This is a genomic window from Thiofractor thiocamini, from assembly GCF_055384375.1.
On sequence record NZ_AP042389.1, the window covers coordinates 565,071 to 586,341 of the forward strand.

The following is a 21,271-nucleotide window of genomic DNA, read 5'->3' on the forward strand; positions in this document are numbered from 1 at the left end:
CTTACCTCTTTTATAATATATATTTAATAATATATAAAAGAAGTATAACCATAAATATTAAAACATACAAAAAATATGTCAATATGAAATATTTCTTGTACAAGTATCATAATTATAACTAAAAAATAATTACAATTAATTAATTTTTTTAGATAATTATTTTATATATCAAATCATAGTAATTTTCAATATCTCTTTTTTTAAATATTTCATCCTCTGTTTCACTCCATGTTTCAAACTCTTTTTGAGTAAAATCACCTCTTTTTAAAACTCTTTGATTCCTCGTTTGTTTATCCAAGTTCAAAAATATTGTAAAATCCAAATAATCTTTGAGCAATTCATCACAACTGTTTACTCCTTCAATAATAAGAACTGCAGGAAGCTCTATGAGAGTTTTTGTTTTAAAACTGTCACTATCCCAGTCATAAAGGTAAAAAATGGCTTTATCGCCGTTTTTTAAGGGGATAAGTACTTCATTTACTACTCTATTTAAGTCATAATCTTCAGGAGTAGAGTAGAAAGTGCGATATTTCTTTGGACGGATAAAACCATCCAAAGGTAAAATATAAGTTTCAAGCTGCTTGGTATCTAGATATTCTTTTATTTTTTTTGCCAAGGTGCTTTTACCGACACCGCATTTTCCGTCTATGACAACGGTGAACACTTTACCGCCGCCAAGATATCTATGTATCTCAAGAAGCGGCAGAGTGTTTTTAAGAGTGAAATCCATAAAATCCAGGGAATATGACTACAGATACAAGAACTAGTATCTGCAAAGTGATAAAGGGTATGACACCTTGATAGATATCAGTTGTCTTGACACTTGGAGGAGCTACGCCTTTTAAGTAAAAAAGAGAAAATCCAAACGGAGGAGTTAAGAATGATGTTTGCAGGTTAAGTGCGATAAGTATGGCAAACCAAAGAGGGTCTAGTCCGATAGTGTGCGCTATAGGCAAAAGTATGGGAACAACTATATATGAAATCTCTATAAAATCTATAAAAAATCCCAAAAACATGATAGCTAGCATAGAGAGTATCAAAAATCCCCATTTAGCCCCCGGCAAATGTGTCATAAATTGAGCTGTGATGTCATCTGCCCCACTATAAACAAATACCATGGAAAAAGCCGTAGCACCTATCAAAATAGCAAAAACCATAGCAGTTATCTTTATGGTACCAAGGCTCGCTTCTTTTAGCATTTTAAGATTTAATTTTCTATAACCCGCAGCAAGTATCAACGCACCTATAGAGCCAACTGCCGCTGACTCTGTCGGAGTTGCAATGCCGGCAAAAATGGATCCTAAAACCAAAACTATAAGTACAAGAGGAGGAATGATGGATATAAGAGCTTTTTTGATATTTTGAGCTTTTGTGTAGTGATCATCCATCTCAATAGCAGGAGCAACATCTTTATCTATAAAAGATACGGCAAGTATATATATAACATAAGCAGCAACCAGCACAAGTCCCGGGAAAAAAGCGAACTTAAAGAGATCGCCTACGGGAAGTTGAAAAACATCTCCTAAAACTATGAGCACTATGGAAGGAGGTATGATCTGTCCGAGAGTTCCTGCCGCACAAATCGTACCGGTGCTTAGTCTTTTTGAGTAACCGTGTTTTAGCATTATGGGCAAGGATATAACTCCCATAGCAACGACGCTTGCACCCACAACACCGGTTGAAGCAGCCAATAACGCTCCTATGAGTACTGTACTTACGGCAAGTCCGCCTCTGACTTTTCCAAAAAGCATCCCCATAGACTCAAGCAATCTTGTAGCAAGGTCCGATTTTTGTAAAACTATGCCCATAAATATAAAAAGCGGGACAGCCATAAGGATTTTATTTGTCATAATGGAGTAAATCCTAAAAGGCATCATGGCAAACATTTGCAAAAATTCGTCAGTAAAGTCGGCAAATTCCCAGCCTGAAAAAAAATGTACAAAACTCCAATTATCGGGAACTATATTTAAAAAAGCGGCCATTGCTCCAAAAAACATTGAAACCGCGCCGAATGTAAAGGCAACAGGATATCCTACCACCAGCAGCAGCAACGCTGCTGCAAACATATAGATTCCTATCACGACAATGCTCCTTGTGGATCTTCTTTGGGGAGTTCCTCGATACCTCTATATATATTGATATTTTTTATGATATAGTGGATTGCTTCTATAAGCAGCACTATCATCGCTATGGGGATTGCCGCTTTGATCATCCAAAGATGTTTTAAACCTCCAGGGTCACTTGAAGTCTCGTTGGTTGTATAACTGTCCATAACGAATGGATACGAACCATAAATGATAAGTAAAGTAAAAGGTATCAAGAAGATAATGGTTCCGATTATATTTATCATAGCCCTTGTTTTAACACTTAGTCTATCATAAACAAAATCGACTCTTACATGTGCATCCTCTTTTAAAGAGTATGAGACCCCAAAAAGTATAACGATGGAAAAAAGATGCCACTCCATCTCCTGCATTGCTATCGAGCTGTCATGAAAAACATATCTCATGATAACATCATAAAAGACGTTGATTATCATAAACAAAAGTATGACAACAAGGATATTTCCCAACCAGTCTATAAGCTTGTTCAGTTTTTTTTCTATAGTAAGTAGTATCATGGCTGTTGGTTTTTAAGACAAAAGTGCCAAAAAAATGGCACTTTTTTAATGTCTTATTTTACTCCTTCAACTTCTTTGGAAGCTTTTAAGTAGTAGTATTCACTCATCATTGTCCAGACTCTTGCTTTTTTCTGATAAGCTTTATAATCAGTCCATATCTCTTTGAAGAGTGCATTTTTCGAAGCATATTCACTCATGATTTCATCTGTGGCTTTTTTCATGGCTTTTAAAACAGGTACAGGAAAAGTTTTAACCTTAATTCCAGGATACTCTTTTTTCATTTTTTGCCAAGCGGTTACACTATCAGCAAAGTTTTCTATATACATATCGGCTGAAACAGCTTTCATAGCAGTTACAAGCATAGTTTGGTATTTTTTAGGAAGCTTGTTAAAAGCTTTTTTATTGATCAAAAATTGCATTTCACTTGCAGGCTCGTGCCATCCGGTATAGTAGTATGGCGCAACTTTGTAAAAGCCCATTTTTATATCCATTCCCGGTCCTACCCATTCTAGCGCATCTATAGTTCCACGATCAAGCGAAGTATAAAGTTCACCGCCAGGGATATTTGTAACACTGACTCCAAGTTTTGCCATGACTTTACCGGCAAATCCCGGGATTCTCATCTTAAGACCTTTTAAGTCATTAACGCTTTTGATCTCTTTTCTAAACCATCCGCCCATTTGAACTCCGGTATTGCCTCCTGGAAAACTGTATACTCCAAATTTGTCGTAAACTTTTTTCATATATTTCATACCGTTTCCATAGTAGAACCAAGCGTATTGTTCAGCAGTGGTCATGCCCCATGGAACCGTTGTAAACCATACTGTATTTGGATCTTTGCCTATCCAGTAGTATGAACCGCTGTGACCCATTTGGTAAGAGCCGCTTTTTACCATATCAAGTACACCTAGAGCGGCTTTTGTTTTTTCTGCACCTTCGACTTTTATGATAAATTTACCGTCACTCATCTCTTTCATAAGCTTTGCAAGCTTAATAGGAGGTGAAGATAAAGGAGTAAGATTTGAAGGCCAGCTAAGTGCCATTCTCCATCTTATCTTTTTTGCCATAGCCGGCATTGTAAGAAGTGCCAATGCACCGACAAACATTAATGATTTAAAAATCTTTTTCATTGTTTTTCCTTATTATTAAAATTATTTGATATCTTCTACTTCTTCAGAGGCTTTTAGATAATAAAATTCACTCATCATTGTCCATACTCTTGCTTTTTTCTGATATGATATATAATCATTCATAATCTTTTTAAAAGTTGGATCTTTTTCAGCATACTCATTTAATATCTCATTAGTAGCTTTTTTCATAGCTCTTAGAACAGCGATAGGAAATGTTTTAACTTTGATATTTGGCATCTCTTTTATCATTTTTTGCCATGCATTTACACTGTCAGCAAAATTTTCCATAAACATATCCGCCGCAACTGCTTTCATTCCGGTTACCAGCATAACTTTATATTTCTTTGGAAGCTTTTCAAAAGCTTTTTTGTTTACATAAAACAATGCCTCAGCTCCAGGCTCGTGCCATCCGGTATAGTAGTATGGCGCAACTTTGTAAAAGCCCATTTTTATATCCATTCCCGGTCCTACCCATTCTAGCGCATCTATAGTTCCTCGATCAAGCGAAGTATAAAGTTCACCGCCAGGGATATTTACAACATTGACTCCTAATTTTGCCATAACCTTGCCGGCAAATCCAGGGATTCTCATTTTAAGACCTTTTAAGTCATTAACACTTTTGATCTCTTTTCTAAACCATCCACCCATTTGAACTCCGGTATTGCCTCCGGGGAAAGCTAGCATATTATATTTATTGTAAACTTCTTCCATATACTTCATACCGTTTCCGTAGTAGAACCAGGCATATTGTTCATCTTTTGTCATTCCCCAAGGAACAGTTGTGAACCATACTAACGAGGGATCTTTGCCAATATAGAAATATGAAGTGGTGTGACCCATCTGGTATGAGCCTCCTTTGACCATATCAAAAACACCAAGAGCTGATTTTGTTTTTTCCGCACCTTCGACTTTTATTATGAATTTTCCATCACTCATCTCTTTCATATACTTTGCAAGCTTAATTGAAGGATTGGATATGGGAGTTAGAGAAGTTGGCCAACTCATAGCTAAACGCCACCTTATTTTTTTAGCTTGTAATGTTGACGTACTAAAAAGCACAAACAATGATGCAATACCAATTATTTTCAAATATTTTTTCATATTTAAATACCTTTCATGTAAATTTAATGTAAAATTTATGGATTTTATCCAAATTAATTTTAAATCCTAATAAAAAGCCGCTATGATAGCATAGCAGATAAACAGCATCAAATGAGACAAGCCTTCAAAATAGTTCGTTTCACCATCATCAGTCGTTTTCCACGCAAGTATGATGGTAAATATCAAAGCTCCTACTTCCAAAGGATTGAAATTTAAAGTAAGATTTATATCAACCATATAGCCCAAAAACATCAGAATGGGAACAGTTAACAGTATCGATACTGTTGAAGCACCCATGGCTATGTTGATAACCCTTTGTATCTGATCATTTTTAGCGGCTTTGACAGCGGTAAATATTTCAGGTGTAACACTTATGACCGCTATAAGAAGACCGGCAATTCCGGTTGATATGCCAAATTCGTGAAAAAGAGGCAAACTTTTCTTTGCAAAAACTTCTGCCATTACCCCTATGATAAAAATAAGTACAAACATCGAGACGAAATTCCAAATAAGTGACAAATGATCAAATACATAGTAAACATGCTCTTCCTCGTCATCTTCTTCGTCATCATGTCTGTGTTCTTTTATCATTTTTTTATATCTGAAGATTCTGCTTCTTGCAGTTGATTTGAAAAAGTGTGTATGGGTTTTTGTTTGAAATATAAGTATAACTATATAAAAAAGAAAAAGCACAAGCGATATGGAAAGACTTGCATTTCTTATGACATCTTCGCCATGCTTTGTGTAGTCTAAAATACCCGGAACCAACAATGCCAAAGATGAGACATAAAGTATAGTTGTATATGAACTTGAAGTATCTTCGTTATGCTGTTGTTCCTTAAAAGCTAAACCTCCTACAAATACAGCCAATCCCAAAAGTACATTCATATCGACTAAAACAGCCGATATAATACCTCCTTTTACTGTTTCTATGGCATTTGCATTGCTTCCGCTTTGCAAAAGGATACTAAAAAGAAGTATGATTTCAACTGTAACTGCAGAGAATGTCAAAAGATAACTTCCATAAGGCTCACTGATCCTGTGCGCTAGTATCTCAGCGATTTCAGATACGGTTATGGATAACAATCCGATGGAAAGTGCGGAAAAAATTGCCGCCCATCCCGGAAAGTCCAAATGTTCAATATATAAAGCAAGCAAGGCAAACAATATGCCGCCGACCAAATCCCAATACTCTCTTATGTAGCTGTTACTACTCGAGTCGGGTTCATCACTCAAAATAGACTCCTTTCACTTTTAGTTTGTTTTATATCTTTTAAAAATGCAAATATATCTTTTTTTTCTTTATTCAAAATAAGAAAAAAATTATAATCCTGCCTGTTGGAATTTATTATATCATAAAAATCATCATATCTGCAGGTATCGGTACCATTGAAATCACCGACAAAACCCTTTGGTATAAAGAGAGATATTTTTGCATATTTCGCATATTTTTTCAAATAATCCAACTCTTTTTCTATATGAGTCTCATTTATCTCTTCGATCAAAACTCTGCTGGTTTGTCCAAAATCTTTGATATGAAAAGCATTATCAACAAAAATGGGATTGAAATGCCTATCAAGAGATAAATTTTCCAAAGAAAAATCCAAAGAGAGTTTTTCCAAGAAGGTTATAGAACTGTTGAGTTGAGGGATAAAGATGTATGGAATTTTTAAATCATGATAATATTTATCTTTATATATCAAGTCCGTTAAAAAAAGGGAGTTTTTTATGATTTTGAAAAAGTTTTTCTTTGTCTCATCGATAGACAAATAAGCAGGGTATATATCGTTTACCGTCTTTTTATCTTTACAAACAAAGATCGTATTGTCACTTGCATTGACAATGCTTGAAAAATTCTCGAACAAATCATCATTTAAAAATAGTATTTCTTTAGACATTGAGATGCTTTTTAGTATCTCATAAATTATATCATCACACAGAAAAAACCTTGATTCGAGTTGAATGGTTTTGTATCTGAGGTATCTGATAATTGCTTTTTCAATGCTATCAACAGTTATCCAGGCTATCTCCTCATCTATGATACTGAGTCTTTCTTCGCTGATGATGGCGTATGCACCGTTATCTATGGCATTTTTTACATCTTTATCATTTTTGCATATATAGGCATCTGCTCTTTTTATCTTTTTTGGATCCGTTCTTATCTGATCTATATATGTAATTGACGGGAAATTTAAAATTTCTCCGTCAATTATCCTGGCTAAACTTTCTATTCTCATCCAACCGCTGAGCCGTTGGTGACTTTACTTTGAGGTCTCATTAAAGAGAGAGTGTTTTTATCTTTTGCAGCTAAAAGCATTCCCTCACTCTTTTGACCGAATATTTTTGCAGGTTTTAAGTTTGAGACAACACAGATCTGCGTATTTACCAAGTCGTCCGGTTTATAGTAAGCTTTTATGCCGGCAACTATCTGTCTTGGCTTTTCCTCACCCAAATCCACCTGAAGTTTGAGCAATTTGTCACTTCCTTCAATTTCCTCAGCTTCCAAAATAGTTCCTATTTTGAGTTTTGTTTGAAAAAATTGATCTATGGTGATGATGCCGTCACTCACTTTTTTATCCGCTTTTTTATCTTTTTCTTCTTTTGTTTTGGAAGTTGTAGGCTCCGGTGAATCCATAAGCATTTTTTCTATCTTTGGAAACAAAGGAGGGATTTTCTCAAGAGTCGTAACTTCTAAAAGTTCACTTTTATCTATATATTTTATATAAGCTTCTTTGTCTATCGCTAAACCAAAAACTTCTCCTATCTTTAAAGTGCTCTTTGGCATAACAGGATGAAGAAGAATACTGACCTTTACCAAAAGATTGGCCACAAGTGCTACAAGAGCCATGGCTTCATCTTTTTTGCCTTCTTTCATTTTATTCCATGGTTCATATGTAGCGATTGACTGATTTGCGATAGTAAGTATCTTCCAAAGATTCTCAAGATATCTGTTCAACTGCATGTCAAATATATAACTTTGCAAATTCGCTATAATCTCATTCGCCTCGTCTAACTCTTTTTTATGAAATTTCTCGATATCTTTCGAATCGATTTTCATATCGAAGTATTTACCGCTCATTCCAAGAACTCTGTTTACAAGATTTCCAAGATCATTGCTGAGATCTGAATTTATCCTGTCCATCAAAGCTTTTTGAGAAAAGTCACCATCCTGGCCGAACGGAACTTCCCTGAGCATAAAATATCTAAAATTCTCTAACCCGTAAGCATTTGCAACATCTCTCGGGTTGACTACATTTCCTTTTGATTTACTCATCTTTTCACCGTTTCTGGTCCACCACCCGTGAGCTGCTACATGTTTTGGCAAAGGAAGATCAAGACTCATCAAAAAAGCCGGCCAGTAGATAGCGTGAAATCTTAGTATATCTTTTCCCACTACATGTACGGTTGCAGGCCAAAATTTCATCAATTTTTCATCGCTTCCGTATCCAAGGGCAGTAATATAGTTTAAAAGTGCGTCAAGCCAAACATACATCACATGTTTGGGATCATTTATACTTTTTGGTAGTTTTACACCCCAGTCAAAACTTGTCCTGGTGACCGAAAGATCTTTAAGTCCCTGTTCCACAAAACTTATAACTTCATTTTTTTTACCCTTGGGTAAAACACAGTTTTCCTTGTCATTATACCACTCGAGTAGTCTTTTTTCATACTTTGAAAGCTTGAAAAAGTAACTCTCCTCTTTTACTATATTTGTAGGTTTTCCACAATCGGGACAGTATTCATTGTCTATGAGTTGATTTTTAGTAAAAAAAGATTCGCAGCTGACACAGTAGTGACCCTCATACATATCTTTGTATATATCACCTTTTTCGTACATTACTTCAAAAGCTTTTTGAACGCCTCTCATATGCTCTTCATCGGTTGTTCTGATGAATTTATCATAACTTATATCAAACTCATCCCACAAATTCTTAAAATATCCGCTTATCTCGTCGGCATATTGCTGGGCACTTTTACCTCTTTTTTTTGCAGCTTCTTCTATCTTTTGGCCATGTTCGTCCGTTCCGGTTAAAAAGAATGTCTCAAGCCCTATAAGCCTTGAGTATCTTGCCAATGTATCACATATGATAGTTGTATAGGCATGCCCTATATGAGGTATATCGTTGACATAATATATCGGTGTAGTTATATAAGCTCTTTCGCACTTGTTATTCATTTTGTTCCTTCATTAACTGATATTACACAAAATTTATTCACGGTGCTAATTTACCCTGCGGGATACTCCAAATTGGCTAAAAACTGCAAACGCAGGAGCGCCCTTCGGGTTGAGTGCAGTTTTTTTAACGCCAATTTTCCGTTTAAATTAGCAATGCTCACAAATCTTGTGTAATATCAGCGATTAAAATTCAAATCCGCCGGTTTGACCTTTACTCATGCTGTCGTATACGGCTTTTACATATCTGTTTCTTGTATCACAACCTATGATCTTGTCACATTTCAGGCAGCTGCTTTTGTCATTTTTGGTTTGACACTCAAGCAGCTCCCGTGTCATTTTTTTAAGATTTATTTCATACTCATCCAACTCTTTTTTATCAGTACTTGACACTATGAATTAGCCTTTTTGTAAGTATCTTTTACTATCTCTATCTCTTCAATTGATCCAAAAAAACAAGGAGTTGTATCATGTATATGCTTCGGTGTTAAATCCAAGAGTCTTTTTTCTCCGTCTATCGCCTCACCACCGGCTTTTTCGTAGATGTATGCAAACGGAAAAACTTCAAAGAGCATTCTAAGTTTGCCTTTTGGTTTGTCATCAGTTCCGGGATATGAGAAAATTCCACCGCCTTTTAAAAGTATATGATGAAGATCAGGCACCATTCCTCCACTGTATCTAAGCCTGTACCCTCTTTTAAAAAAACCGTCTATCATCTCTTTGTGATAGGGCGCCCAGTACTGCTGTGTACCTCCGGGAGCATTTAGCTTACCTTTTTTATTTAAATGCAGCTCTTTTAAAAATTGGAATTTATTATTTTGCTTGAGTTTATAAATCTCTACATTTTCTCTTGCCACGACCAGCTCAACTCTTGGACCGTATATGACATATATGGCGGCTTTGAGATTTTTCCCTGTAAGTTCTCCTTCGTATATCCCGAAAATCGAGCCGACACTCAAGTTCACATCAGCCAAACTAGAGCCGTCAAGCGGGTCATAAGCTATGGTGTATCTGCCTTTTGGATTTACTGTTAGGATTTTCTCTTTCTCTTCGCTTACTATGTCTTTTAAAGTAAAAACTTTACTCAGTTCCTCTTCGACTATCAAGTCACTCTTGATATCAAGCTTAAGCTGGATATCGCCTGTGGCATTCATGCTGTTACTGTAAAGTACATCTTCGCTAATAAAAGCATCCTTAATCCTTAGTGCGATTTTTTCAACTGCTTCGATAACTTCAATCATTTTTAACTCCATTTTCAAATACCCACTCTATCAATCCGTCTATATCATTCAAATCCAGAATATCAAGATCTTTGGGTATGTCATATTTTGACAAATCCACCGATTTGTCACACGCTATCGCTTTTATGTATGGAAAGTAACTCTCATCTATCTCATTTCTAAATATACCTATACGAGGTAAGTCTAGGTATTTCAAGCCTTCAACTATCAATACATCATAATCTCCAAAAAGCTTAGCTACGTCATTTACCTCTTTTTTCTCCTGCAAGAAAAGTGTTGTTCTTGTAGGTGAAACGACTGCGACATTAGCACCTGTTTTTGAAAACTTCCAGCTGTCTTTTCCCTCGACATCCAATGACGCTTTATCACCCGGGTCGTTTTTTATGATGGCTACTTTGTATTTTTTTGTTAAATTTTGGGCTATTTTTACTATAGCGGTCGTCTTTCCACTGTTTGAAGGACCTGTGAAAGCTACGGAAATTTTTTGCACAATTTTTCCTTGATCATATATTTTCGGTTATTCTACTATAATTGTTTTTATTGTTTAATAAAATTATGATATACTTCGCAAAATAAAATAGGAAGTTGCTCCAATGAGAAAAATAGTTTCTGCGTGTTTACTCTCTTTTTTAATGATAGGTTGCTCAAAAAATATAACCATAGACAAACTCGATCCGCAAAGAGTCGGGGAATTAACTATCGTAAATACACGCAAGGGAGAGCTTGCCAATCAAAACAGCAAAATCATTATTCTAGCTACTTATCTAAATCCTATAAAAACCTCAGAGATCGATAAGTCAAAAGAAAATTTTCTTATCAGTATCTATCTCAGTAAAAAAGATGAAAACGGTAAAGGTGACAACAATCCTTTTTATCAGATACATTTAAATGGCGATATTTTAATGGATGATATAAGGGTACTTGATAAAAATGCAAAGATACTCAAGGTCATACCTACAAAAAACAGATGGAGCGAATACTATCTTGTTCAATTTCCAAAACAAAAAACCAAAACTCTAAAAATTACATTTGAAAATGCCGAACATATCAAGACTACTTTAACTTTTTCAAAAGAGTTTTAAGGGTAATTTTTTTTCCAAGAATTCCTTTGTAAATGACATAATTTGCCAATACTTTTTTTGCATATCTCCTGCTTTCATCATAAGGTACGAGTTCCATACTCATAAAAGGTTCATATTTGCCTTCTTTAAAAAAACCAGCTTTTAGCATTCTTCTTGTAAAACCGATACCGCCATTGTAGGCATAAGCGATGAAAAGGGGATGTTTTAGTTTCTTTTGCAGATAATTCAAGTGATCATAGGCGAAAGAGTAGGCTGTTTTGGGTTTGAACATATCATCAAGATCAAAATCTTTTACCTTTTTGAGCTTTGCCGTAGCTCGAGCCAAAAATGGCATAAACTGCATCATACCAAGTGCATATGAAGATGAGATGGAAGCAGGTATGAAACGGCTCTCCTGTCTGGCTATGGCAAGCATGAGAGCTTGTTTATCTTTATCGTAATATTGTATATATTTTTTATAAGGAAGTATAAAATAGTTATAACTCTTGTAATTTACTCTCTCAAGTAAAAAAGCTTTAACAGGTAAGTTTTGACAACTTTGAAAATGTTTTGAAAATTTTGTCAAGTTTGTATCTTTTCTATTTATCCTGCTCAATGTCCACAGCCATTTAAACGGTTTTGTTATGTCAATGGAAGGTTTTATATCTTTGCATTTTTTAAGAACTTTTATGTTTGAAGGTTTGGATCCTAGTATTTCATTGGCATACAAAGAGTAGATATTTGTATCAAAACTCTTTGTCAGTTTATAAAGTGCATCCAAATCTTTCCATACCAAATACCTCCAAAAAAGTGCTTTGTCTTTATCGAATCTAAAGTAAAACTTTTTTTCAGCCAGGTCAAGGTACCTTTTTGCTATCTTTTTATCACCATGTTTTACGGCGTTCAAAAAAAGAAAGAAGTTGGTTTGCGCATTCAAGTTTGAGCTGTTTATATCGAGTATGGATTTTTGCAATGTATCAAGTTTAAAGTCTGTAACTATAAGTTTTACGCTCTGATTGAATTTTTTATCTTTTATAAATTTTTTAAGATATTTTTTATCTATGGGATGGTTAAAGTTTTTCTCTCTGTAGAGGGTTCCTACTTTATTAAAGGTATCAAAAAATGTATCCTTGTTGCTTTCCAGCAGTCTTTCAAACGGTTTTTTTTTGAGTAGGATCATAAAAATCTCATGCAATTTCGGATAAGCTGAAGCAATCTTTTTATCTATGAGTCGCAAATCATTTCGAGTGAGCTTGGTAGCATCATAAGGGCTTAAGCCTATCTTTATGCAGTCCGCATCACTTTTTACAAACTCTTTTGGTTTCATTTTGTAACATTTTAAAATCTTTTTATAACTTTTGCCATTTATCTTTTTTGCAAATTTTATAAATAGTTTTTTATTGACTCTTTTTGTATCGCCTAAAAGTTTAAGTGCTGTTTTGGAAGAAACATTTTGATCGAGATAGCGCCATATATAATAATCTTTATATATGCTTCTTGGCTTTGAATCTAAAAAATCAAGCGTGATCTCTTTGGCAAAAACCACGTTTGAAAAAAACAGTAAGATAAAGAAGAAACGCATTACATGGATCTGAGCATATTTGAAAGTAGTAACTCTATAAATTGAAGTGCCAGTATCACTATAATGGGAGCAAGATCGATACCTCCTATCACAGTAGGTATGTACCTTCTTATATAGGCATATACCGGTTCTGTCAGCCTGTATAAAGTTTGAACTATAGGGTTGTAAGGATCGGGTCTGACCCAGCTTATAAGGGCAGCTATGATAACCACCCAGATGTAAAGATTTATAACCATTTGCAACATTTGAACGATAGTAACTATTAAAACCAACTTCATCTCCTAGTTTGTTAAATATTTGTAATTTTATCCAATAGTAGCTTAGAGATGCTATTAATTTTGCAACTGATTTGTAATTAAGCAAATATTTTATACAATAAGTATTAATAACTGATGTTACGCACCATATATAGTTTTAGATGTTTTTTGCAACATTTCATTACGAGGCAGAAAGTTGAAGAGCCACTTCCTGTAACTTGAAACTTTCTAACGCCGTAAGGGAGTGTTACAAAAAGCACCCAAAGGGCAAGACAATAAGGCATTATCTGCTGTGTTAGATTTTCTCACCTTAACTATGGTTAGGCTTTCAAAAATCTGCCTTGCATATAACGCCTTCTTGTCTTGTCTAAAATTATATATGGTGCGTAACATCAGTTAATAAAATATTTGTGGGAGAAGCATGATAAACTTGAAGAATATATCATTTTTTAAAAATTTTGGTGATGATGATATCCGAGTCATAGAAGATCATTCAACTCTAGTCGACTATAATACAGGTGATATTATATATTATGAGCAGGATGAGCCAAGATATCTATATCTTTTGATTGATGGGAAAGTCAATGTGTACAAAACGAATTCCAAAGGAAAACAACTTCACATCCATGCTGTAAACTCTGTTGATTTTTTGGGTGAACTTGCTGTTTTTTATGATATTCCTTATCCAATTACCGCCGAATGTGCATCAAAATGTCAAGTTTTAAAGATAGATTATCATAACTTGGATAAAAATTTTTGCAAAGATCTGTTTTTTTGCAAAGAACTGGTCAACTCTTTATATGGGAGAATTATAGCTTTGATGCAGGTTGTGGATAGCAGTTTTCTTACGACAAAAGAGAGAGTTGCCGGATTTATTCTTCACCATTTGGATGACTTTCAAGGAGCGACATATACAGACATTTCGAAAAGACTCAATATGACACCCGAAACACTATCCAGGATACTAAACGATTTTAAAAGAAAAAAGCTCATAGATATAGATGACAAGCACAATATAACCGTTATCGATAAAAGTGCACTTGTCAAGATAAGCGAATGAGAGGACAAAGATGTATCTAAAAGAAATAGCGCTCTTCAACAGCTTAAGCGAAGAAAATATAAAAAAGATAGAAAATATTTCTACTGTCATAAAACTAAATCCTGGGGATATACTTTTTTATGAAGGAGATCACCCAAAATATCTCCATATAATTTTAGACGGCATCATAAAACTATATAAAACAGATGCAAAGGGCCATCAGATATTTTTATACCAGTTCACTCCCGTATCTCTCATAGGCGAATTGGCAAATTTTGAAAGCTTCCCTTTTCCTGCAACTTCCGAAGCGGTGATAAAGTCCGAAATTTTAAAGGTTGATTATGAAAAACTGAGTGAAAACATACTAAAAGATTCGACCTTTTCGATGGAGATCATAAAGTCCATATCGAAAAAGGCTAAAATTTTACAAAATGTAATACATCAAGAGATGATTTTAACAACCGAAGCGAAGATAGCAAAACTTTTGGTTGAGCATGGTGAACTGTTTTCACAGCTTAAAAACGGTCAAATTGCTGCTCTTATAAACACAACCCCCGAGACACTCTCAAGAACCATTACAAAATTTAAAAAATCAAATTTTATATCGCTTGACAAAGAGCATCCGTTGCAAATTTTGGATATCAATGCACTAAAATCACTGTACCAATAGAGCATTGACGATATAAATCAAAACTGAATGTACCTAGAAGTATTGCAAGAACAATCCGCCTATCAAAGAGATAATGATTGTAAATATTATAGTATAGATATCATGTTCTTTTGATGTAAGTTTTTTTTTCTTTTCAATAAAATCCACTATTTTCATAGCCGGATATATAGCAAAAAAAAGCAGAACAACAGAAAAAACCAGTATAAAAACTATATCTTTCATATATCTATCCCTTTATTATTATGGCGTGATATTAATCAATATTGTTTGCAATTGTATCTGAAAAATCATGAGAACAACATCAACAATCTTAATTCATCTTAAATAATCAATTTTACTTATAATATTTATCAGTTATTATTATATTATAAGTAAAATTTATATTTTATTGATTTAAATCAATGAATATTACATCTTTTTTGATTAAAATACAATCAATAGTTACAAATATTAATTTAAAAATAAGGATCGAATATGACAGGACCAATTTACGTAAGACCTATTATAGAGGTACAGGATTTCCTGCCGGTATTTGTATCTGCTTCTTTAATATTAGTATTTGGGCTGTTTTATGCAAGTATAATAGTACTTGTCAAGATGGGGATTCTAAAAAAATGGTATAACCTGGCGGCATACTTTTTTTGGAGTTTGCAGGTATATAGTACATATTTTTTGACAGAGAAGATACATTCTCAGCCTTTTACTGTAAAGGCGATGATTGTTGCAATGGTGGCTTATCTTATAGTGCCTCATATATATTACTACTTGATAACCAAATCTGAAGAAAGATATGAAAACACATAAAAGGAGGACGAATGTCTAAGAAAGTTTCCGTTTGGACGGATAATCGTTTTTGGCAGAGATCTGCTATTTGGGTAACAGGTTTTTCAGCGGTTCTGCTTATATGGCTTACATTTGACACAATGGGGCAGATAAGCATGGGTACACAAAAAGATATAAATGCACATATCACAAAAAGGGTACCTTCATCAACTGTTATAAATTATAAGGTTGAGTACAAAATGAACCAAAGAAGAGGTCATGAGGTACCGGTTATCGGTGGAGATGATGGAAAGGGAAACTCTTTGTTTAAAGTAAAAGAGAAGTTTTTCGGTAGAGATGATTATACGCAAAAAGAAGCAGATGCGCTTTTGCACCTAGGAAAATTGACTTCTCAGGCTAAAAACTGTATGGATTGCCATACGTTGCTTGGAAACGGTGCATACTATGCTCCTGATCTTACTAAAGCCTGGTTGGATCCAATGTGGCAAAAAGACGGTCCTATGCAGGCAATGACCGGCAAAAACACTAAAGAAGAAGCTATGGCTGAATTTTTGCAAGATCCGGGTAAATATCCAACTCATGCCAGAATGATGCCAAATCTTGGTATTACACCAAAAGAAGCCAAAGGCTTGGTTGCATTTTTAAAACATATGGCAACCATAGATACAAATGGCTTCCCGAGAGGATTTGGAAAAATTAAGGAAGGAGCAGTGTATGCGAAGACAAAGTAATTTTAAATATGAAGGGCAAAAGTTAGCCAGCTGGTATTTTACAGTTGCCATGATACTCTTTGGTGCACAGTTGGTTTTGGGTTTGGTATCGGCCATTCAGTTTATATATCCTAGTTTCTTGTATGATGTATTGGATTTTTCCATCACAAGAATGATTCACATAAACGCTTTGGTTGTTTGGATGGTATATGCCATGATAGGTGCCGTTTATTATCTGTTGCCTGATGAAACAGGCATAGAGGTTGTAGGTATCGGTATAGCCAAGTTACTTTTTTGGATCTTGACTCTTGCAGTTACGGTTGTGGTACTGGTTTATATATTTATCCAGGTTGGACCTGGTAAAGAGAGTACTATATGGCTTATAACCGAAGGTAGAGAGTATATCGAAGCTCCAAGATGGGCTGATATAGGTATAGTGGTAGTGGTTCTGGGCTTCTTGGGCAATACTTTCTTAACAACAATGAAAGGTAGAAGAACAGGTATCATGACAGTTATATTATCTGACATGATAGCACTTGCCGGCTTATATTTAGCAGGTATGTTTTATACAGACAATATATCTATGGATCAATACTGGTGGTGGTGGGTTATACACCTCTGGGTTGAAGCTACGTGGGAAGTTATGGTTGGCGCTTTGGCTGCTTACGGTCTTATAAAAGTTGTAGGCGCAAACAGAAAAGTGGTCGAAATGTGGCTATGGATAGAAGTTGCCATGCTTTTTGGCTCTGGAATACTAGGTCTTGGGCACCACTACTTCTGGATAGGAACACCTGAGTACTGGTGGGAGATAGGTGCACTGTTTAGTTCACTTGAACCATTGCCTCTTGTTGGTATGTTTATCCATGTTTTATATGATTGGGGCAAGGAAAAAGGTTTAAAAGCCGGGACAGGCGAAGACACCAGCTCGAACAACACCCCTGCACTCATGTGGCTTGTATCAAATGGTTTTGGTAACTTTTTAGGTGCGGGTATCTGGGGATTTTTCCATACACTACCACAAGTCAATATCTATACTCACGGTACTCAGTTTACTGCTGCTCACGGGCACTTGGCATTTTTTGGAGCATATGCTACTATCCTTATAGCGATGTTCTATATTGCCGTACAGGGCAAATACGGCATCAAAAAACTAAGAGCTACTTTTTCTTCCAAAATGGCAATCTTCCTTATAACTTTCGGAGTTTTAGGAATGACGGTAGCACTTACTATAGCGGGTTATGAGCAAGTACTTATAGCAAGGGCACAGCTTGGCGGAACTTGGCAGGCTTATTTTGATGCACAAAACCAACTTTGGATGTCTCAGGCGATGGATTGGAGACTTATCATGGGTATAGTCACCACGGTTGGATTTTTCTACTTGGCAAAAGATTTGCTGACAATCAGTAAAAATCCTGAAAATGTTTACGAATAAAGGAGTCCGATATGTTTGAACAATTTACAGATGTAGTTCCAAGTTTCTTTGGTTTTTTAAACCAAGGTCCTTTAACTTTGACTATATTTTTACATACAGTTATAATTCTTCCAATGTTTTTTATCTATTTTCAAGAGAAAAAAAGACTTGAAAGAGAAAACAAAGATTAATTGACACAAGTCAAGGAAAAATAACTTATCATTTTGATAAGATTTAGCCATTAGTTTAAAAGCTAAGGTAAAAAGTAGGGTAGGGGTATATTTTCAAAGGAGGAAAGATGAAAATAAGTCATTTACTAGGTTTAGCTGCAAGCACTATGCTCGTAGCTACTATGGCTCAGGCAGGTACTTCAAAGATGAACTTTGCAAAAGTTTATGAAAAAGAGTGCCAAGGATGTCACGGTCCGATTCACCAAGGTGGTGTAGGATCGGATTTAAGACCAAAAGCATTGAAAAAGAAAAATGCTGACTTTTTAGCTGAAACAATTTTAAATGGTAGAGCTGGAACTGCTATGCCTTCATGGAAACATATGTTTTCAAAAGATGATGCTGCAGGTATGGTTAATTGGTTGGAAAACTGGAAAAATACGGTTACTCTGAAATTGTCTTTAAGAGATGTTAAAAAAACTTGGAAAAAATTGGCCGATAGAGTCAAGCTTTACAAAAAATATCCGACTCCGGTTGATGTAAAAAGTGTAAAAGATATCTCTTTTGCTACTGAAAGAGATGCATCTTTGGTTGACTTTATAGACAATACTACGGGAAAAGTTTTAAGCAGACATAAAGCAGGATTTGCGGTACATGTTACAGTAACAAACAAAAGAATTCCAAGATATGCTTACTCTATAAGTAGATCAGGAAGACTTACCATGTTTGATCTTAATGCTCCGGGACAACCGGCAATCGCCAGTGTTCAAGTTGGACAAGAAAGCAGAGGTCTTGCAGTAAGTCCTGACGGTAAGTATGTGATGGCGGGAGACTATAACCCAGGCGGCGCCGTACTTTGTGATGCTTTAACACTTGAGCCGTTAAAAGTATATCCTACTTCAAGCGTTATAGATACCGAAGGTAATATCGGACCAAGCAGGGTTGCTTATATAGCTGATACTCCTTATGCTCCATATTTTACATTTGCACTAAAAGATGCCGGTCATGTTTATATAGTTGACTACTCTAAGCCAAATTTCCCAATCGTCGGAGATATTCCAAATATCGGAAAAGTTTTACACGATGCTTTTGAAAATGAAGGCATTGATGAAGGTAGATTTGTTTATGTTGCTTCTCAAGGAAGTGATCTTATGGGCGTAGTTGATCTTAAAACCAAAAAACTTGCGGCAAAGGTATATACCGGTCCAGGTACAAAGCCGCATCCAGGACAAGGAAGCTCTTGGTACAATGATAAATACGGTCAACTCGAAGCTACAAATAGTATGAATGTCGGTGATGTCGTTATATGGAATAAAGATAATGAAGTTGTTGCAAATGTACTGACTGCCGGTGGCGGACTTTTTGTAGGAACAAGTAAAGATACTCCTTACATTTGGTCTGATTGTGTACTTGGCGGACCTCATAACTTCAATAAAGTTTATCTTATCAATAAGCAAACTTTAAAAGTAGATAGAATCATAGAAGTCGGCAAGAAAAAAGGTCATCTTATCGATGCTCATTCAGGTAAAGTCATCCAAACTTGGGATGCTACACAGTATCAAACAGTTAAGCATGCACAAGTTAAATCTAAAATTTCAGATGAAACATTGGTACCTTATACAGCCAAACATGGTGCTAAAGTTGCTAAACCGGTTCAACCAAGACTACTTCATGCTGAACCTGCAAATCATGGTAAATGGGTCTTTATCAGTGAGTGGACAACCGGAAGGATCGGTATCTATACAAATAAAGGAAAATTTGTAAAATATATTTACAATTTAACCACACCTACCTTTACTTACTCTGTTGAACACAGAGAAGAAATTCCGGGTGCATAATACGCTATCCGCTCTTATTTAAAGGGCGGATAATCTTCTTTTAAAGGTTTCAAATTGAGATCTATTGTGATAATTATTGTCTTATATTCTTTTTTAAATGCCGTATATCTTTCAAATAAGTCTTGCAAAGAGTGCCATAAAGATATATATAACGAGTATCAACGCTCGTATCACTCCAAGGGTTATTTTAATGATATACTACACAGAAGAATTGCCGACAAAATAAGTATAAAGAAATATGATTGTGCCACTTGTCACATGCCGGCCTCAGATAACCTCAATGCCCTCATAAAAGGTGAAACAAGACCAAATGAAAGCAATACCAGGGAAAAAGATGCAATATCGTGCTTTTACTGCCATGAAATTGCGTATGTCAAACAATCTCACAAATTCAACAAAAACATAATAACTAAACAAATCGACGGCTATAAACCAAGCCTTTACGGTTCATTGAAGAATCCTGATGAAAATGATAAACACTCATCCCTAAACAATCCACTGTATGATAAAAACGTATGTAAGGGATGTCACTCCCATAAAAGAAATAAAAATGACCTCCTAATATATAAAGCCATGAATTCAAATCAAAACTCAAAAGAGTGCATAAAATGCCATATGCCTTATGCCAGTGGCGGCAATGAAAATATGAATAAAAAAGCCAGACTAAAACACAGAAGTCACAATTTCTTTGGTGTGCACAGTGATGATATGCGTAAAAAAAGCGTAGATTTAAAACTTAACATTAAGAAAAAACATCATATAATTGTAACTTTAAAAAATAAAATGAGTCACCCCCTTATCATTCAATCCGCAAGAGAAATGTTTTTAAGGGTTTTGGTAAAGAGGAGAGGGAAAGTCATATGGAGCAACAAGTCGGATAAATACTCCTATTTTAGATATGACTATCTAAAAGGAAAAAAGAAAATCATCATACCTTATAACGCTACAGGCTATAAATGGTTCAATAACCTTGCGGCCAAAAGTAAAAAAGTGTATGACTACAAGATAAAAGATTTAAAAAAAGGTGATATAATAACAGCTTCATTTTATATAATAATTGCAAAAAAAGAGTGTATCGATCATGTAGGTTTAGCCGAAAGCTCTCTTGATAAACCGTTGCTGGCAAAAAATGTCACAAAAAGAATAAAATAGGGAGGGAAAGTGAAAATATTTGCTTTTTTGATTTTTGCAACTATGTCATTATCAGCAAACGAAAGTTTAGCCATGCAAGTTTTTCATACATACTGCTGGGGATGCCATCATCAAACAGCGGAGGCTTTTGGTCCGCCTTTTAAAGAGATAGCAAACAAAAGAACAAAAGATGAGATAATAGCTCAGATAACCACACCGAAACAAATGTATAAAAAATTGGGATACAAAAGAAACTCTATGCCCTCTTTTAGTGACTTGAATGTAAGTCAGATAAATGCAATAGTTTCATATATATTAAGTTTTAAGGATAAAAAATGAAAAAAAATCATACTGTT

The 21,271-nt window shown here is 35.2% G+C and carries 24 protein-coding genes; 10 read left to right on the forward strand and 14 right to left on the reverse strand.

The annotated features are described in order from the left end of the window. Nucleotides 1-148: 148 nt before the first annotated feature. The 11 genes from ACZ47B_RS02810 to mobB all read right to left on the reverse strand — a co-directional run bounded on the left by ACZ47B_RS02810 (nt 149) and on the right by mobB (nt 10,756). Entirely contained in the window at nt 149-730 is a 582-nt protein-coding gene (locus ACZ47B_RS02810) for a uridine kinase family protein (protein ID WP_464895163.1), read from the reverse strand. Continuing rightward, nucleotides 714-2,081 carry a TRAP transporter large permease gene (locus tag ACZ47B_RS02815; RefSeq protein ID WP_464895164.1) on the reverse strand — a complete coding sequence of 456 codons (1,368 nt, stop codon included), beginning with the start codon at nt 2,079-2,081 and terminating at the stop codon, nt 714-716. Before ACZ47B_RS02815 ends, ACZ47B_RS02810 begins: the two co-directional genes overlap by 17 nt. Beyond that, entirely contained in the window at nt 2,078-2,620 is a 543-nt protein-coding gene (locus ACZ47B_RS02820; RefSeq protein WP_464895165.1) for a TRAP transporter small permease subunit, read from the reverse strand. Before ACZ47B_RS02820 ends, ACZ47B_RS02815 begins: the two co-directional genes overlap by 4 nt. 53 nt (nt 2,621-2,673) lie before the next feature. Further along, nucleotides 2,674-3,750: a TRAP transporter substrate-binding protein gene (locus tag ACZ47B_RS02825; protein WP_464895166.1), complete on the reverse strand. Its 1,077-nt coding sequence runs from the start codon at nt 3,748-3,750 to the stop codon at nt 2,674-2,676. 21 nt (nt 3,751-3,771) lie between these two features. Beyond that, nucleotides 3,772-4,755 carry a TRAP transporter substrate-binding protein gene (locus ACZ47B_RS02830; RefSeq protein ID WP_464895167.1) on the reverse strand — a complete coding sequence of 328 codons (984 nt, stop codon included), beginning with the start codon at nt 4,753-4,755 and terminating at the stop codon, nt 3,772-3,774. Nucleotides 4,756-4,917: 162 nt separating this feature from the next. Then, nucleotides 4,918-6,087 (reverse strand): calcium:cation antiporter, encoded by a 1,170-nt coding sequence (locus tag ACZ47B_RS02835; protein ID WP_464895168.1) that lies wholly within the window; start codon nt 6,085-6,087, stop codon nt 4,918-4,920. Next, a complete protein-coding gene (locus tag ACZ47B_RS02840) occupies nt 6,084-7,088 on the reverse strand; it encodes a hypothetical protein (protein WP_464895169.1) in 1,005 nt (334 codons plus the stop codon). The genes ACZ47B_RS02835 and ACZ47B_RS02840 overlap by 4 nt, the downstream gene beginning before the upstream one ends. Next, a complete protein-coding gene (metG, locus tag ACZ47B_RS02845; protein WP_464895170.1) occupies nt 7,085-9,028 on the reverse strand; it encodes a methionine--tRNA ligase in 1,944 nt (647 codons plus the stop codon). The genes ACZ47B_RS02840 and metG overlap by 4 nt, the downstream gene beginning before the upstream one ends. A 183-nt stretch (nt 9,029-9,211) precedes the next feature. Continuing rightward, a complete protein-coding gene (locus tag ACZ47B_RS02850) occupies nt 9,212-9,418 on the reverse strand; it encodes a hypothetical protein (protein WP_464895171.1) in 207 nt (68 codons plus the stop codon). Then, nucleotides 9,418-10,266 (reverse strand): class 1 fructose-bisphosphatase, encoded by an 849-nt coding sequence (locus ACZ47B_RS02855; RefSeq protein ID WP_464895172.1) that lies wholly within the window; start codon nt 10,264-10,266, stop codon nt 9,418-9,420. Before ACZ47B_RS02855 ends, ACZ47B_RS02850 begins: the two co-directional genes overlap by 1 nt. Continuing rightward, a complete protein-coding gene (gene mobB / locus ACZ47B_RS02860; protein ID WP_464895173.1) occupies nt 10,259-10,756 on the reverse strand; it encodes a molybdopterin-guanine dinucleotide biosynthesis protein B in 498 nt (165 codons plus the stop codon). Before mobB ends, ACZ47B_RS02855 begins: the two co-directional genes overlap by 8 nt. Before the next feature lie 103 nt (nt 10,757-10,859). On the opposite strand from mobB, the gene ACZ47B_RS02865 reads away from it, so the two are divergent. Next, the gene (locus tag ACZ47B_RS02865) at nt 10,860-11,348 is read left to right on the forward strand and encodes a hypothetical protein (RefSeq protein ID WP_464895174.1); all 489 of its coding nucleotides are present in this window, start codon (nt 10,860-10,862) and stop codon (nt 11,346-11,348) included. Here ACZ47B_RS02865 and ACZ47B_RS02870 read toward each other — a convergent pair. Next, nucleotides 11,320-12,909, reverse strand: a complete 1,590-nt coding sequence (locus ACZ47B_RS02870; protein WP_464895175.1) for a lytic transglycosylase domain-containing protein — start codon at nt 12,907-12,909, stop codon at nt 11,320-11,322. The two genes, ACZ47B_RS02865 and ACZ47B_RS02870, sit on opposite strands and share 29 nt — an antisense overlap. After that, on the reverse strand, nt 12,909-13,154 hold the full coding sequence (locus ACZ47B_RS02875; protein WP_464895693.1) for a YggT family protein: 246 nt from the start codon (nt 13,152-13,154) through the stop codon (nt 12,909-12,911). The genes ACZ47B_RS02870 and ACZ47B_RS02875 overlap by 1 nt, the downstream gene beginning before the upstream one ends. A 433-nt stretch (nt 13,155-13,587) precedes the next feature. Here ACZ47B_RS02875 and ACZ47B_RS02880 point away from each other — a divergent pair, with 433 nt between their 5' ends. Next, on the forward strand, nt 13,588-14,226 hold the full coding sequence (locus ACZ47B_RS02880) for a Crp/Fnr family transcriptional regulator (protein ID WP_464895176.1): 639 nt from the start codon (nt 13,588-13,590) through the stop codon (nt 14,224-14,226). A 10-nt stretch (nt 14,227-14,236) separates the two neighbouring features. Beyond that, nucleotides 14,237-14,875, forward strand: coding sequence for a Crp/Fnr family transcriptional regulator (locus ACZ47B_RS02885; protein WP_464895177.1), 639 nt, complete (start codon nt 14,237-14,239; stop codon nt 14,873-14,875). Nucleotides 14,876-14,908: 33 nt separating this feature from the next. Here ACZ47B_RS02885 and ACZ47B_RS02890 read toward each other — a convergent pair whose 3' ends face one another. Beyond that, nucleotides 14,909-15,097, reverse strand: coding sequence for a hypothetical protein (locus ACZ47B_RS02890; protein WP_464895178.1), 189 nt, complete (start codon nt 15,095-15,097; stop codon nt 14,909-14,911). Nucleotides 15,098-15,349: 252 nt separating this feature from the next. Between ACZ47B_RS02890 and ACZ47B_RS02895 the strand changes: the two genes are divergently transcribed. The 7 genes from ACZ47B_RS02895 (at nt 15,350) to ACZ47B_RS02925 (ending at nt 21,254) form a co-directional block, all read left to right on the forward strand. Further along, nucleotides 15,350-15,679 (forward strand): hypothetical protein, encoded by a 330-nt coding sequence (locus ACZ47B_RS02895; protein ID WP_464895179.1) that lies wholly within the window; start codon nt 15,350-15,352, stop codon nt 15,677-15,679. An 11-nt stretch (nt 15,680-15,690) separates the two neighbouring features. Beyond that, a complete protein-coding gene (locus tag ACZ47B_RS02900) occupies nt 15,691-16,389 on the forward strand; it encodes a c-type cytochrome (protein ID WP_464895180.1) in 699 nt (232 codons plus the stop codon). Continuing rightward, nucleotides 16,373-17,800 carry a cbb3-type cytochrome c oxidase subunit I gene (locus ACZ47B_RS02905; RefSeq protein WP_464895181.1) on the forward strand — a complete coding sequence of 476 codons (1,428 nt, stop codon included), beginning with the start codon at nt 16,373-16,375 and terminating at the stop codon, nt 17,798-17,800. Before ACZ47B_RS02900 ends, ACZ47B_RS02905 begins: the two co-directional genes overlap by 17 nt. Before the next feature lie 11 nt (nt 17,801-17,811). Then, entirely contained in the window at nt 17,812-17,970 is a 159-nt protein-coding gene (locus ACZ47B_RS02910) for a hypothetical protein (protein ID WP_464895182.1), read from the forward strand. Between the two features lie 107 nt (nt 17,971-18,077). Continuing rightward, nucleotides 18,078-19,784: a cytochrome D1 domain-containing protein gene (locus ACZ47B_RS02915; protein WP_464895183.1), complete on the forward strand. Its 1,707-nt coding sequence runs from the start codon at nt 18,078-18,080 to the stop codon at nt 19,782-19,784. Nucleotides 19,785-19,838: 54 nt separating this feature from the next. After that, nucleotides 19,839-20,936 (forward strand): multiheme c-type cytochrome, encoded by a 1,098-nt coding sequence (locus ACZ47B_RS02920; RefSeq protein ID WP_464895184.1) that lies wholly within the window; start codon nt 19,839-19,841, stop codon nt 20,934-20,936. Between the two features lie 9 nt (nt 20,937-20,945). Continuing rightward, the gene (locus tag ACZ47B_RS02925; RefSeq protein ID WP_464895185.1) at nt 20,946-21,254 is read left to right on the forward strand and encodes a c-type cytochrome; all 309 of its coding nucleotides are present in this window, start codon (nt 20,946-20,948) and stop codon (nt 21,252-21,254) included. Nucleotides 21,255-21,271: the final 17 nt, after the last annotated feature.

Coding starts and splice junctions, on each gene's coding strand:
- ACZ47B_RS02810 (WP_464895163.1), bottom strand. CDS start 730: ATGGATTTCACTCTTAAAAACACTCTGCCGCTTCTTGAGATACATAGA.
- ACZ47B_RS02820 (WP_464895165.1), bottom strand. CDS start 2,620: ATGATACTACTTACTATAGAAAAAAAACTGAACAAGCTTATAGACTGG.
- ACZ47B_RS02825 (WP_464895166.1), bottom strand. CDS start 3,750: ATGAAAAAGATTTTTAAATCATTAATGTTTGTCGGTGCATTGGCACTT.
- ACZ47B_RS02830 (WP_464895167.1), bottom strand. CDS start 4,755: ATGAGTTGGCCAACTTCTCTAACTCCCATATCCAATCCTTCAATTAAG.
- ACZ47B_RS02840 (WP_464895169.1), bottom strand. CDS start 7,088: ATGAGAATAGAAAGTTTAGCCAGGATAATTGACGGAGAAATTTTAAAT.
- metG (WP_464895170.1), bottom strand. CDS start 9,028: ATGAATAACAAGTGCGAAAGAGCTTATATAACTACACCGATATATTAT.
- ACZ47B_RS02855 (WP_464895172.1), bottom strand. CDS start 10,266: ATGATTGAAGTTATCGAAGCAGTTGAAAAAATCGCACTAAGGATTAAG.
- ACZ47B_RS02865 (WP_464895174.1), top strand. CDS start 10,860: ATGAGAAAAATAGTTTCTGCGTGTTTACTCTCTTTTTTAATGATAGGT.
- ACZ47B_RS02870 (WP_464895175.1), bottom strand. CDS start 12,909: ATGCGTTTCTTCTTTATCTTACTGTTTTTTTCAAACGTGGTTTTTGCC.
- ACZ47B_RS02875 (WP_464895693.1), bottom strand. CDS start 13,154: ATGTTGCAAATGGTTATAAATCTTTACATCTGGGTGGTTATCATAGCT.
- ACZ47B_RS02880 (WP_464895176.1), top strand. CDS start 13,588: ATGATAAACTTGAAGAATATATCATTTTTTAAAAATTTTGGTGATGAT.
- ACZ47B_RS02885 (WP_464895177.1), top strand. CDS start 14,237: ATGTATCTAAAAGAAATAGCGCTCTTCAACAGCTTAAGCGAAGAAAAT.
- ACZ47B_RS02890 (WP_464895178.1), bottom strand. CDS start 15,097: ATGAAAGATATAGTTTTTATACTGGTTTTTTCTGTTGTTCTGCTTTTT.
- ACZ47B_RS02895 (WP_464895179.1), top strand. CDS start 15,350: ATGACAGGACCAATTTACGTAAGACCTATTATAGAGGTACAGGATTTC.
- ACZ47B_RS02900 (WP_464895180.1), top strand. CDS start 15,691: ATGTCTAAGAAAGTTTCCGTTTGGACGGATAATCGTTTTTGGCAGAGA.
- ACZ47B_RS02905 (WP_464895181.1), top strand. CDS start 16,373: ATGCGAAGACAAAGTAATTTTAAATATGAAGGGCAAAAGTTAGCCAGC.
- ACZ47B_RS02910 (WP_464895182.1), top strand. CDS start 17,812: ATGTTTGAACAATTTACAGATGTAGTTCCAAGTTTCTTTGGTTTTTTA.
- ACZ47B_RS02915 (WP_464895183.1), top strand. CDS start 18,078: ATGAAAATAAGTCATTTACTAGGTTTAGCTGCAAGCACTATGCTCGTA.